This is a genomic window from Marinobacter fonticola (assembly GCF_008122265.1).
Lineage (GTDB): Bacteria > Pseudomonadota > Gammaproteobacteria > Pseudomonadales > Oleiphilaceae > Marinobacter_A > Marinobacter_A fonticola.
In genome coordinates this window covers 2,159,502-2,171,878 of the sequence record NZ_CP043042.1, presented here as the reverse complement: position 1 = coordinate 2,171,878, position 12,377 = coordinate 2,159,502, and the positions used below count along the sequence as shown (strand labels likewise).

The window sequence follows — 12,377 nt, the reverse complement described above, 5'->3', positions numbered from 1 at the left end:
GAAGTGAAGATCGAGTATGGGCTGGAAATCTCCAGATCACCCACAACCGCTGGCATCTGATAACCGAGAAAGGCATAGAGCCCACCACCACTTCTAGCTTAGCCTTGTTCTCAGGATGAGTCTCCCGATAACCTGAGCCAGTGTGATTTTTCTTACGTTTTCTGCTGATCAACACTAATAATAACGACCTGCAGCCGGTATAGCGTTTCCAGTAGGCCGTTCAACTCTGTTTGATCTCTTACCCTTCCTTGCAATACATATGTCTTGTATTGCGGGGCGTCATCACTGGTGACAACATCCATTCCATTCAGGCGATCCATCCAGTCTTCCGGAATTCCCCCTTGAACCACGATTCTGTAGAAGCCACCCCCATCAAACCGCAATGGGGGCTCGTCAGTTGGATGGAGTGGTGTCGTCATACGATTCTCCTGGCTTCCGGGCGGCCCCCCCTACTCCACAGCGACAACGATCTCGTGGATTTTGCCGGTGAATCTGGTCTCATCCGGGCCGTAACCGATGCCCTGCGCGACCGGGGTCTGGTTGTCGAGGCCAACGTCGGCTGTTTCGTCTGCGGAGAAGATGTTCGGCTGTGTGCGCTCGATTCTTCCCTGGGCAACCTGGCTGCCGTTGACCCGGAGTATGGCGTCGCCTCCTTTACCGAGACCGCCGCCGTCGTAGTTGAAATCCAGCACGACCGTTGCCTTACCGGGCGGCAATGACTCGGGACTTTCAATCACATAGCGTTCCAGGCCCAGGAAGTTGTATTCGTAGGCCGGCTTGCCGTCGCGTATATGCAACGACCAGCCACCGTAACGGCTGCCCTGCACGAGCAATGCGCCCGACGCTCCACCCTCGGGAATTTCGATCTCAGCAGTTACCGTCTTGGAACGATTCTTCACATTGATGAACGTGTTTTCCAGCATTCCCTCCATGCCTTCGTACAAGGTGATCGAGGTGCGATCACCCATCAGGTCAGGCCTACCGGCAATCGACGGGTTCGTCCGCGCTATCGTGCGGTCATCTATTGGTAGGACGTGGTACTTGGCAGCCTCGACCATGAACAGCGCCTTCATCTGCTCAAGCTTGTCGGACTCGGCTTTCGCCAGGTTGTTCGCGAGGCTGAAGTCCTCACGCAGGTTGTAGAGGTCCCACTGATCCTCAGCCAGCGGCGAGAGCTTTGCCGTTTCCCACGGCGCGCGATGAATGGTCCGGGCGAACCAGCCGTCCCGGTAGATGGCGCGATTGCCAAACATTTCAAAGTATTGGGTGGTGTGGCGCTCCGGAGCGTCAGCATCGTTGAAGGTGTACAGCAGGCTGGTGCCCTCGATTGGGACCTGCGGTGTGCCGTTAACCACCTTGGGCTCGGGCAGCGTGGCGGCTTCAAGTACAGTCGGCGCAATGTCGATCACATGGCTGAACTGCGCACGTAGCCCGCCCGTCTGCTTGATGCCGTCAGGCCAGTGCACAACCATGCCGTTACGGGTGCCACCGAAATCGGATGCGACCTGCTTGGTCCAGCGGAACGGTGAGTCAAATGCCACTGCCCAGCCGGCCGCCATATGGGGGAAGGTTTCCGGACTACCCCACTTGTCGACCAACGGTAGAAGATCTTCGACCTTTTCCTGCACGCCGTTAAAGTACGTCATTTCGTTGAACATGCCCACCATACCGCCCTCGGCACTGGTGCCGTTGTCGCCGGCGATATAGAAGATCAGCGTATTGTTCGTCTCGCCGATGTCCTCAACAGCGCCGATCAGCCGGCCAACATGGTGATCGGTGTGGGCGACAAAACCGGCAAAGGTCTCTGCCTGACGCTTGAAGATCGTCTTCTCGCCTTTGGAGAGGGTGTCCCATGCTTTGATATCGTCAGGACGCGGCGGCAATTTGGTGTTCTCCGGGACGATGCCCGCCTTCATCTGCCGCTCGTAACTTGCCTGGCGAACCGCATCCCAGCCTGCATCAAACTTGCCGTGGAATTTAGCGATCCATTCCTTCGGAACGTGGTGCGGTGCGTGCACGGCGCCGGTGGCGAAGTACATGAAGAAGGGTTTATCCGGCGTGAGCGACTGTTGCGCCTTCATCCAGTTAATAGCCTGATCGGTCATATCCTGAGTGAAGTGGTAACCCTCGGTACGGGGCGGGTCTATTCGTCTGACGCCGTCAAAAATCAGGGGCGACCATTGATCCGTTTCGCCGCCAATGAAGCCATAGAATTTGTCGAACCCCTGGTGAATGGGCCAACGGTCGAACGGACCTGAAACGCTGGTCTCCCAGGCTGCTGTTTCGTGCCACTTGCCAAAGGCCCCCGTGCTGTAGCCGTTGAGGCGCAGCATTTCCGCAAGCGGGGCGACGCGGTTGGGAATCGCGCCCGTGTTGCCCGGGTAAGCGGTGGAGGTCTCCATGATGGAACCCGCGTTGGCGGTATGGTGATTTCGCCCGCTTTTAAGGGCAACGCGCGTCGGCGAGCACAGCGCTGTGGTGTGGAAGTTGTTGTATCGCAGGCCGGTACTGGCGAGATTGTCGAGTGTCGGTGTCGGGATAGGGCCGCCGAACGTCGATGTGGCGCCAAAGCCAAGGTCGTCGATCAGGACGATGATGACATTGGGCGCGCGCTCCGGGGCCTTGACTTCAAACCGTGGAGGCGGCTGCGTGTTGCGCACGTCCAGCTCGGTATAGGTCGGAGGGATGGGCTCGGCGATTGGCAGAACCGAACGATCCAGCTGCGGGTTCTCCAATGGACTGGCTTGACCTGACACCACGCATGGAAGGCCGATCAGCGCCGCTGCGGCAAGTATTTTACAGGTTCCTAGTCCCCGACTCAGCGCCGCGATGCCTTGATATTGTGACCGCATTGTTTGCCTCCTTGCGTATCACCTGAGAGTTGATTCGTACCTTCCCCTAAGCTTTGGGCTGGACCGGATAAGAATGACAAAAAAACAGGAAGGAAGGAGGATGCTGATTGGGTAGTAAATGAGTAGTAATTGGCTGGGCGAGAGTATTTATTTGGACAGAGAGTAAGGCGACAAGAGGCCCAACGCTGTCGCGCGAACCACCGCCTGGCGTCTTCCAGTGACGTCCAGCTTCTGGTAGATGTGTTTTAGATGGAAGTTCACCGTGTTCGCCGAGATAAACAAGGTCGTGGCTATCTCTTTGTTGCGTCGGCGCGCGGCCAGTAGCTGGAGAACATCCAGCTCGCGATTGGTGAACTGATCAGGCCCCATCCTGCCCGGCTCCACAACCATTGACCCACGACTCGCAAGCGCCTCCAGTACGAACGCCCGGTGCTCATCTCTCTGCAAAGCATCCACCAGTGGCCGCGGAATGCCTCCGGCCAGCTCTGCGAACGGCCCTATCCAGTGATGAGGGTGTGCCAATTCGACGGCGCCTCGCAATAACTGTTGCGCAGCATCCAACCGGCCCAGAAGATACTCGGCTACGGCTTGCATGAGACGAATCTCAACTTGCCATGGCTTTAAATGCTGAACGCAGGCCTGTCGGTACAAGCTATCCAGTAGCGGCAGGACCCACTGGGCAAGCTCTTCGTTGCCCATCGCCAGTTGGACTTTTGCGGAGGTTAAGCAAGGTTCTTCCAACCAGAATGCCAGCGTACCCGCCATCGGTGTTTGCGGTAGCTCCAGCGCCTGTGTTTGCGCGGCCCGGACGTTTCCGCGCAAAAGGATCAGACGTACCCGGGCCGATAGCGCTGTCACCCTTAGCTCAGGGTTTGGCGACGCTTCCATCAAGGTTTCCAGTTCCACAAGGGCTTCGCTGACGCCGGCGTCATGTCCCAGTCGGCAATGGCATATGCCCAACACCAGGAACAAGTCGATCTGCACACGTTTTTCGAGATAGTCGGACCATCTCAACGCCTCATTCGCAGCCTGGCGGGCCGTATCCAGTCGCCCGGTATTCAACAGGTTCAGGGTACGCATGTAATGCCCCCACCCCCTAGCGTGTTGACTCGGTACATCGATCGCCGTCAACGCAGCCAGATATTCGGCCTGGGCAAGTGATTCGGGCGACTGCAACGCGACATACCCCACGAAACTTTTTGCGGCCACGAGGCGCGTGAGAAAGATGTTTCGTCTGCCGGCATTCTGCTCATCGGCTTCTGAAAGTGCCTTAAGGGCCAAGGGCTGATCGCCCGTCATGGTGAGGGACATCGAAAGATAGATGTAAAGCTCTCCTGCCAGTTGGCCAAAGCGCAGGGGTGGCCTCGCGGCCCTCTCCAGACACACCCTCGCCGCTGCGATGTCACCACTCCAGAACAGCGGCAAAGCCCGGAAAAAGCTCAGTTCGGCCAGTTGCTCATCCGACAGGTTGCCGGCTGACTGGTGGGCGTCCAATTGCTGCACCAGCGCTCCGAGCAAGTATAGATCCAGGTTGAACGTTGCCAGCGACGCCTTCGTCAGCAAGAGCACCGGGGACCGGTCTGTCTGTGAGGGGGAGAATTTTTGCAACCAGCTTTGCAGGACCAGCCAATGGTCCGCATCGAGCGCAGCGTTGCGGTGCCGATCGATAATATGAGCGGCTTGATCGCTGTCGTCGTGCTCAAGGAGTATCCGGATGGCATCGTCAATCTCCCCAACCGCTTCGAGCCATGCGGCGGCTTCACCCACGATGTTTCGCCGACTCTCTGCTGAAAAAGTGCGGTGTGCCCGCTGCACCAGCAACTCCCTGAACAGATTGTGGTAGCGATACCACTCCCCCTCAGCGTCGAGACAGAGCGTAAACATATTATTGTGCTCAGCGAAGCGGACAAATGCCTCGCCACAAATAACCCCCGCCAATCCCGGCTTTGTCAGTGCCATCGCATCCAGTAGCGCCGCGGAGAACCGCTGGGGCAAGGCGGAACACAGCAAGTAGTGGAGCGTATCTGGTTGCAGTCCTTTGATGACTTCCTCGAACATGTATTCCTGAACTTGCTGGACGTGCCCCGCCAGATGCTGCAGATAACCGTCTCCGGTCAACGGCTGTCTAGCCGCCAGCGTGACCATACGTATGCCTGCCCCCACCCCTCTAGCACATTCTGCACGTTGGATACAGCCGTTGGACTCAGCTCGCGCGCGAGAGAAGCCTTTAATAGGTCGCGGGTCTCCTCAATGCGGAATCGCAAATCAGCCATGCGGAGTTCCAGGCAACTATTGTTTGCCCGGTACTTTTTCAGGGTAAGTGGAGGGTCCCGCCGGGTGAGGAGGATGATGTGCAGGTTTGGCGGCGGGCAGTTGAGTAGCCGGTCAATCAACTCGTGCACGACGGAACCATGCGCCACGAGGTGGTAATCGTCCAGGATGAGCACCAGGTCGTCATCCAATGCGTCAATGTCGTTCGCTAAAAGCCGAGCGATATGGCCAATGGCTGGTAATTCAGCCGTCGCCAGAACGGCAGCCGTTGCTTTAAAGCCGTCTCGTCGTACGTTATCGAGAGCCGCAACCAGATAACCCATGAATTGTTCCAGGCTGCTCTCCGACGCGTCGAGGATGAGCCAGGCCACAGGCGCCTCCTGCTCACGGGCCCAGCTGGATGCCAGGATTGTCTTTCCGTAGCCGGGTGGCGCCGAGATTAACGTCAGCGGATAGTGCCGCGACTGATCGAGCTGCCGATGAAGGCGGTCACGTACAACCAGGCCCAATGACGGTTTCGGGCAGTACAACTTCGTTTTAAGTATTGGCGTGTACTGCACCATTGGCCTTCCCCTTTTCACCCTGGCGCGTCCAGAGACTCCGTGTTCTTCATTGGGTTCGTGGCGTTACGGCAGGCGTGGACGATCATGAGCGTCGCGGTAAATCTCGAGGGACACAATAAGTGATCACCGGCCGGTCTGGGAGCAGTTTTGAACAAAGCAGAAGCAAAGAGAGAAACGCGACCAGCCCCTTAATAGGAGAGTTTAGCCGATAAATTGCGGAGCAGACTCAAGAACGAAATGAGCAAATGAAAGGGAAAGTAAAAGAGCAGCACAGGGGACGACTCGCCCCTGCCCGCTCTGCGTCGGCCTTCTATAGGCTGCGGCGCAAGAATGCATCTGAAGAGATACGACCGGCAACAAGTCCCTCGCAGGATTCGCAAGGTTGCTGAAAATACGACAGGCTGTGCATCTCCACCTGCTGTTTGCCGGAATCGACGCCTGTCTCCGTATAGCTACCGGAGAGCGTGTTGAGTGCGGCCTGGGCTCCTAGCCAAACCATGAGGAGCCAAATAACTGAGAGGAACTGTTTTACAAACGTACTTCCCGATCTTACTGATTGGCTTGCAAGTAGCATGGGAACACCTCTTCCATGAGTTGGCGCAAACGGCTGGGACCATTTTTGATCATTGTGTGAGGCTCGATGCCTAGTACCAGGCGGCCCCGCAGCACAACCATTGCGGCCTTGAGGAGTTTATAATCGAGCGATGCTAGATCGCTGAACGTGATCGCCCAGTTCGGGGGATCATAGGCGCCTAAAAGCACCAGGGAGGCAGGTCGGCGTTCACCGCCCTCATTAATGGCGTGTGACCACAGCGTTTCGAGTGCCTGATGGTACTCTCCAACCGTCACGCTCAGTTCGGCGCAAATGATTTCAGCTTCCGAAATCTGACCGCGAATTGCGGTTGAGGCTTCCGTTTCCATAATCACAGTCCTTGCGACACGAGCTAATGACAAACTGCGTTTGGTCAAGCTCCATAAGCCCACTTAAGGCCTAATGCAGGAATACTTGGCTACGGAATGTTCATGTTCACATAAAACACATACCTACCTAATTAACATAGGTTGCAAAGCTCACAATCAACTAACGGGCCGCTAAGTATATGATTTACTTATAAGCAAAACGCGACCCCAAAATTTCTTCAGGGGGGCCATGTCTTTTACCCTGTCAAAAACTTAACTCTAATAAGGCTTCGGAACGCCTATCGCAGTCCGCGACCTATACCTCAAGTTAATCCAGCACTACCATAGCGCGGTTACATCCGCAGCTTCACGGACGACTATTACCCATGAAAGATTCCAATACCGCCTACCGACTCAAAATGCGTACTTCGACACGTAAAGCCGAGCCTAGAGTCGAGGAAACCGTGGTGTATCACTGGGGGCGTATTTTAGGCGCTCTGGTGAGTGTGGTGCTGATCGCCTTCATCGTGCTCTGGTTCTTGTCGGCCTCTTCTGGATCCCCCGATGGTATGGAGCAGCCCGTAGGGGAGTCATCGCCGGAACCGGACGCTAGCGAAGCAGTCAGTGGCACGATTCAACGGACTCAGCCAGGGGAAACGAGCTCAGACGCTGGGGAGAGCGCCTCCACGCCATCGGCTATGGGCGACGCCACTCAGCAACCAGAATCGGCTCAACCGACCGAATCGGCTTCCGGCAGTGCCGAGCCGGAGCCGCAAACGACTATCGCCCAACAGGCAGGCTCGGCCTCCGAGGCAACCCCGGAAGACGCCAGTGAACCAAGTATTTCCAATCAAGCTGACGAAAATGCCGTGGTGGCATCGAGCCCGTCAGAGCCTTCAGCGGAATCAGAGCCTTCAGCGAAATCAGAGCTCTCAGCCGAATCAGAGCTCTCAGCCGAATCAGAGCCCTCAGCGGAGTCAGAGCTCTCAGCCGAAACAGAGTTCACGCCACCGGGCTCTGTGATAGAAGATCCTGCTGATCGCCCAATGCCTACAGACGATCCACAGCCGCAGACCGCTGACGCTACAGACAGTGGAAGCGCTAACCTGGAAATCGCGTCGGAACATCTGCAACGCGTCCAGCTCACCCTGGAACTGCGGGACAAGGAACCGACGGCCGCCCTACCCGCCCAGCTCCAACTCGGCTCAGAGGAGGTTATCCGGGTGTACTTCTTCAACGAGCTGCAAGGATTGAAAGGCCAGACCGTTTATCACGATTGGTACCTGAATGGGGAGCGCGTTGCCCGGGTGGATATCGACGCTTACCTTGACCAGATGCGGGCATCCAGCGGCAAGTACATCAATCGGAACATGCTGGGGGATTGGCGGGTTGAAGCGGTGACAGACGAAGGAGCCAGCCTTGGATACGGCACCTTCTCCGTGTCTAAATAAGAAAAAAGCCCGGCAAACAGGGTTTGCCGGGCTCTCCGTCTGAAGAAATAGATTACTTATTCAGACGGCTATACAAGGCGAACTCATCGTTCTCGATGATCATGTCTACAAGCTGACCGGTACCGCTTGGATCGAAAACAAAACCGCCAATGGCTTGGTAAGGTCCATTAAATCCTTCTGCGTTACAGTTGGCTAGGTCCAGGTTCGCAAAGAAAAGACCGCCTTCAACGTTGTAGCTATCCACTCGGCCACTGACCACGCATTCACGGATTGTGGTGCCCGTTACATCCCCTGCGGAGTCGATGTTTAACGAGGTGACGCCGCCGTTGTCAGTATCGGAATAGGTATTGGCAAATCTGCCGCTTTCCATGCAATGGCCAGACGGAGGCGCTACGTACTTCAGGTCCGCATCTATCGCGAGGGAGTCTGCGCTATTGAGAACGAGCTGGGTTTTCGCTTCGAAATTGCCCGCTACATTGGCGGTTTCGTTAGAAGCATCGTTACCGTTTACAAAATAAGCGGTGGCATCCGAATCAGCCAGATTACTCGCGTCACCTTCAAATTGTCCGGCGATATAGCTGGTTTGGCTCGTGTCGTCACTGCCCGCGATAAGCCTGAACTTGCCATCCGGGCCGACAAACGCATAGGCGTTATTGTAGTCAACGCCATTCATGGTCAATGCGCCTTTATAGCGCCCAGTGGCTTTCGCTACGCCGGAGAGCTCGTCGATCGAGCGGCAAGCTTCGGTGCTGGCACTACCGCCACCGCCGCTGCCACCATCGTCACTGCTACCACCACCGCCGCCACCGCAGCCGATCAGAAAAGCGGGAAGCGAAAACGCAAGGCAATAGGATAACTTCGTCATTGTTCGATCCTTGATACTAAGATGGACTACTACTAGTTGATGCCGAGTCAGCATTCATCTTTTTATGAGTGATAAGCTTTTATTTCGCCAGCGTGAACCGTAGCATCAATGCACATAGATGTTTCAAGACACGTATCCAAACAATGGTGCCATAACCGAGCGCAGGCGGCTAATGGCAGGCCTTGGGGCCGAAATTAAATTATTGTTAAATTTTTACAACGTATCAAAATACCATACCCCAGTTAACGACCGAAGTTAATTCTCCTGCGCTCGTCATACCCGCGGACGCTTCATTTTAGCGTTTTAAGAGATGAATTGACCCGTTCCGTTTCAATAATCCTCTCCGATAGCTCTCTCCAATAACCCGCTCAAAAAAAGGGCCACCCGAAGGGCAGCCCTGTGTCGATCAAGTGGGATACAGGCTATTTGATCCAGTCTTTACCCCAATGAGTGATGTCGTATTTCTGGTGCATGGACTGGGCATTGAGCATCCGGGCACCGGTGTCCGGTTCCTCGGCGGCCTCGATCTCCTGGTCAATCAAGCGGGTCGAGAGCGACAGCCAACTGGTCACGAACGCCATCGCGTCGGCGTTGATTTCCAGCGCTTCGGCGTCGTAGTTGGTGATGTCGTCACACTCGGAGTGGTAGCAGGGATCGAATGCTACACCCGCTTCTCCACCGAATTTCTCAGCCTGCTCGGGAGTTTTCTCCACTTCCGCGCCGGTAAACAGTCCGCCAAAAGCGATGCCATCGGTAAAGAACTGGGCGTAATCGGAACGGAAGCTGATCTCGGTGCCTTCGTACGGTAGGGCGCGCAGTTCGAAGTACTTCTCGAACAGCCGTTCGGTGGCAGCCGAACCCGGAGGTCCTTCTAAACCGAAGTCGGAGCCATCGCCGTCGTAGATGAAGTAGCCGAAGTTGGGTGAGGCCACCATGTCGTAGTTGAGATAGACCTTGATTTTGGCCTTCTCTTCATCCGACAAGTTGTTCACGTAGTAGGTCGAGCCCACCAGACCGGCCTCTTCCGCACCCCACCAGGCAAAACGGACCTTGTTCTTCGGATGGGCCCGTTTCATCTGCAATGCCAGCTCTAGCAAGGCGGCGCTGCCGGACGCGTTGTCGTTGATACCGGCCCCGGTGAACACGGAATCCAGGTGGGCGCCGGTCATCACGACGTTATCCGGGTCGCCCTTACGGGTTTCCGCCACCACGTTATAGGTTTGAGTCTGCTCCCGCACGACGTTGGCGACCATGTTGAGTTCCAGACCCTCGGTCTGCGCCCAGGCTACGCCATTATCATAGGTCGCAAAAAACACGGGGACGCCGCCGGAGTAGGCTTCGCCCAACGTCGCGTTGGTCAATCCCGTGCGGTCCTCGGTGTTGCCCTGGTTGAAGATGATCACCCCCACGGCGCCGGCTGCTGCTGCGTTTTCGGCCTTTATGCCGAAACTACAGGCGCCCCGCTGAACCAGCGCGATCGAGCCGGCCGGGAAGTCAGCAAAATCTTCAGGCTCGCAGCCGCTGGTGGACGCATTGTCGGGCCCCAGCTCCAGATCGACCGCCGCCACCGGTGCCGTCACTTCCCCTGGCTCGGTTTGGGACAGGTAGGTGAAGTCCTCCTCCCAGACATAGCTTTCGGATGTTGGGCTTGTCGCTGCCAGCATACCTTCCGCTACCGGGTAGAACGCCGTAAATGGAAAAGGCTGAATGCTGACGTCGTAGCCCGCGCTTTCCAGCGTTGACTGTATGTAGTCCACCGACGCATCGTAACCCGGCAGGCCGGCGGCACGGTTGCCGTCGTTGGCCTGGGCGATGTTGTAAAACATCTCCAGGTGATACCCGATATTTTCAGCCTGCATACAGCGTGGCAGACCGAAAGGCGTGCTATTTAGAATACCGATGCGGCATTCGAAAAAGCCGACGCGATCCGGGCTCCAGAACTCGTTGAGTAGCTCGCTAGTGGATTGGCCGGAATTGGCCTGAGCGGATAGTGCGAATAGGAGTGACCCTAGTCCCAGGGTTGCGGTTGTTCTTGCCGTTCTCATTATTGTTGCTCCAATCCTCGGAGATTTATTATGGCAGTCAGCGCCGGTGTCTTGTTTCGAAAATAAACCAGTGCCCTGTTTCGTAAGTAAACAGAAACCAGGCCGTCCTGCCGCGCTGGCACCACTGCATCCCTCGGTGCTCGAAAAAATACTAGACGTGGTTTACGGCGGGGTACAAAAAATTTCCATGGCGTATTTTAAGACATAACAGTCTCAGCCCTTACGCGACGGGAACGGGGCCCTGTGATAAAATTTTCCGACCATAACAGTTCAAGGACGAGGTATGACGCTGTCTATCCAGACCCTTTCAGAACAACTTCCCAAAGCCGAACTCCATATGCATCTTGAGGGGAGTCTCGAGCCGGAATTGATGTTCGCCCTTGCCCGCCGCAATGGCGTGGATTTGCCCTACGATAACGAAGACGAGCTTCGTCAAGCCTACCAATTCGGCGGCCTGCAGGAATTCCTCGATCTCTATTACGCCGGTATGTCGGTGCTGCTGACCGAGCAGGATTTCTACGATTTGACCTGGTCTTACCTGGAACACTGCCGCCAGGATAACGTTACTCATACCGAGGTCTTCTTCGATCCCCAGGCCCACCTCGAACGAAACGTCTCTTTCGACGTTCAGTTCAACGGCATCTATCGCGCCCTTTGCGACGGCCGGGACAGGCTCGGCATCAGTTTCCGTCTGATTATGTCCTTCCTCCGCCACCTCAGCGAAGCCAGTGCCTTTGAAGCGCTTGAACTCGCTATGCCTTACCTTGACCGTATTGATGGCGTCGGTCTGGATTCGTCCGAGAAAGGCCATCCGCCGGAGAAGTTCGAGCGCATCTTCAAGCGCTGCCGCGACCTGGGGCTTCGCATTACCGCCCATGCGGGCGAAGAAGGCCCGCCCGAGTACGTCTGGCAGGCCATCGATGGGCTCCAGATCGACCGTATCGATCACGGCAACCGGGCATTGGAGGATGCCGCACTGACTGCGCTGATCGCCGAGCGTGGTCTGACACTCACCGTCTGCCCACTTTCAAACTATCGCCTCTGTGTGATCGATGACATGAAGAAACACCCTCTGCTGACCATGATGGACAAAGGGCTTCATGTGACGATCAATTCCGACGATCCGGCGTACTTCGGCGGCTACGTGAACGACAATTTTCGCGCCATCATCGAGAACCTCCCGATTCAGCCCGAGCAGGTCTACCAACTCGCGCGAAACAGTTTCGAAGGTAGTTGGCTCGACGCCCCGGACAAGCACCGTGCGCTGGGTAAGGTGGATGAGGTTTGGCAACGCTTCCAGAGTGGTTCGCTGAACGCGTGATGCCGCCTCGCGCCAGCCGTCGCCAACAGTCACCCACTCTTGCTGATCGTTCAGCGGATTACATCTCCGTCAGGGGCTGGATTACCACTGCGCTCTGTTTTATAAAGCG

9 protein-coding genes are annotated in these 12,377 nt (G+C 56.3%); 2 read left to right on the top strand and 7 right to left on the bottom strand.

Annotated elements, in window-relative coordinates; genetic code table 11:
- Positions 1-152: 152 nt before the first annotated feature.
- From FXO11_RS09680 to FXO11_RS09660, 5 genes are all read right to left on the bottom strand, one after another.
- A complete protein-coding gene (locus FXO11_RS09680; RefSeq protein ID WP_148862790.1) occupies positions 153-419 on the bottom strand; it encodes a hypothetical protein in 267 nt (88 codons plus the stop codon).
- Between the two features lie 30 nt (positions 420-449).
- Positions 450-2,852: an arylsulfatase gene (locus FXO11_RS09675; protein ID WP_148862789.1), complete on the bottom strand. Its 2,403-nt coding sequence runs from the start codon at positions 2,850-2,852 to the stop codon at positions 450-452.
- Positions 2,853-2,999: 147 nt separating this feature from the next.
- Positions 3,000-4,997, bottom strand: coding sequence for a LuxR C-terminal-related transcriptional regulator (locus FXO11_RS20265; protein ID WP_168203149.1), 1,998 nt, complete (start codon positions 4,995-4,997; stop codon positions 3,000-3,002).
- On the bottom strand, positions 4,967-5,494 hold the full coding sequence (locus FXO11_RS09665; protein ID WP_148862788.1) for a hypothetical protein: 528 nt from the start codon (positions 5,492-5,494) through the stop codon (positions 4,967-4,969). Before FXO11_RS09665 ends, FXO11_RS20265 begins: the two co-directional genes overlap by 31 nt.
- A 741-nt stretch (positions 5,495-6,235) precedes the next feature.
- Positions 6,236-6,607: a DUF7673 family protein gene (locus FXO11_RS09660; RefSeq protein ID WP_148862787.1), complete on the bottom strand. Its 372-nt coding sequence runs from the start codon at positions 6,605-6,607 to the stop codon at positions 6,236-6,238.
- A 365-nt stretch (positions 6,608-6,972) separates the two neighbouring features.
- Here FXO11_RS09660 and FXO11_RS09655 point away from each other — a divergent pair, with 365 nt between their 5' ends.
- Positions 6,973-8,037, top strand: a complete 1,065-nt coding sequence (locus tag FXO11_RS09655) for a DUF2914 domain-containing protein (protein WP_148862786.1) — start codon at positions 6,973-6,975, stop codon at positions 8,035-8,037.
- Positions 8,038-8,089: 52 nt separating this feature from the next.
- On the opposite strand, the gene FXO11_RS09650 is transcribed toward FXO11_RS09655, so the two are convergent.
- Positions 8,090-8,902 (bottom strand): hypothetical protein, encoded by an 813-nt coding sequence (locus FXO11_RS09650; RefSeq protein ID WP_148862785.1) that lies wholly within the window; start codon positions 8,900-8,902, stop codon positions 8,090-8,092.
- 422 nt (positions 8,903-9,324) lie between these two features.
- The gene (locus FXO11_RS09645) at positions 9,325-10,947 is read right to left on the bottom strand and encodes a M28 family metallopeptidase (RefSeq protein WP_148862784.1); all 1,623 of its coding nucleotides are present in this window, start codon (positions 10,945-10,947) and stop codon (positions 9,325-9,327) included.
- Positions 10,948-11,230: 283 nt separating this feature from the next.
- Here FXO11_RS09645 and FXO11_RS09640 point away from each other — a divergent pair, with 283 nt between their 5' ends.
- Positions 11,231-12,268, top strand: coding sequence for an adenosine deaminase (locus FXO11_RS09640; RefSeq protein WP_202980314.1), 1,038 nt, complete (start codon positions 11,231-11,233; stop codon positions 12,266-12,268).
- Positions 12,269-12,377 lie beyond the last annotated feature (109 nt).

Bases quoted from the DNA above. Each gene is read 5' to 3' on its own strand.
- FXO11_RS09680 (WP_148862790.1), bottom strand. From the start codon at position 419: ATGACGACACCACTCCATCCAACTGACGAGCCCCCATTGCGGTTTGAT.
- FXO11_RS09675 (WP_148862789.1), bottom strand. From the start codon at position 2,852: ATGCGGTCACAATATCAAGGCATCGCGGCGCTGAGTCGGGGACTAGGA.
- FXO11_RS20265 (WP_168203149.1), bottom strand. From the start codon at position 4,997: ATGGTCACGCTGGCGGCTAGACAGCCGTTGACCGGAGACGGTTATCTG.
- FXO11_RS09660 (WP_148862787.1), bottom strand. From the start codon at position 6,607: ATGGAAACGGAAGCCTCAACCGCAATTCGCGGTCAGATTTCGGAAGCT.
- FXO11_RS09655 (WP_148862786.1), top strand. From the start codon at position 6,973: ATGAAAGATTCCAATACCGCCTACCGACTCAAAATGCGTACTTCGACA.
- FXO11_RS09650 (WP_148862785.1), bottom strand. From the start codon at position 8,902: ATGACGAAGTTATCCTATTGCCTTGCGTTTTCGCTTCCCGCTTTTCTG.
- FXO11_RS09645 (WP_148862784.1), bottom strand. From the start codon at position 10,947: ATGAGAACGGCAAGAACAACCGCAACCCTGGGACTAGGGTCACTCCTA.
- FXO11_RS09640 (WP_202980314.1), top strand. From the start codon at position 11,231: ATGACGCTGTCTATCCAGACCCTTTCAGAACAACTTCCCAAAGCCGAA.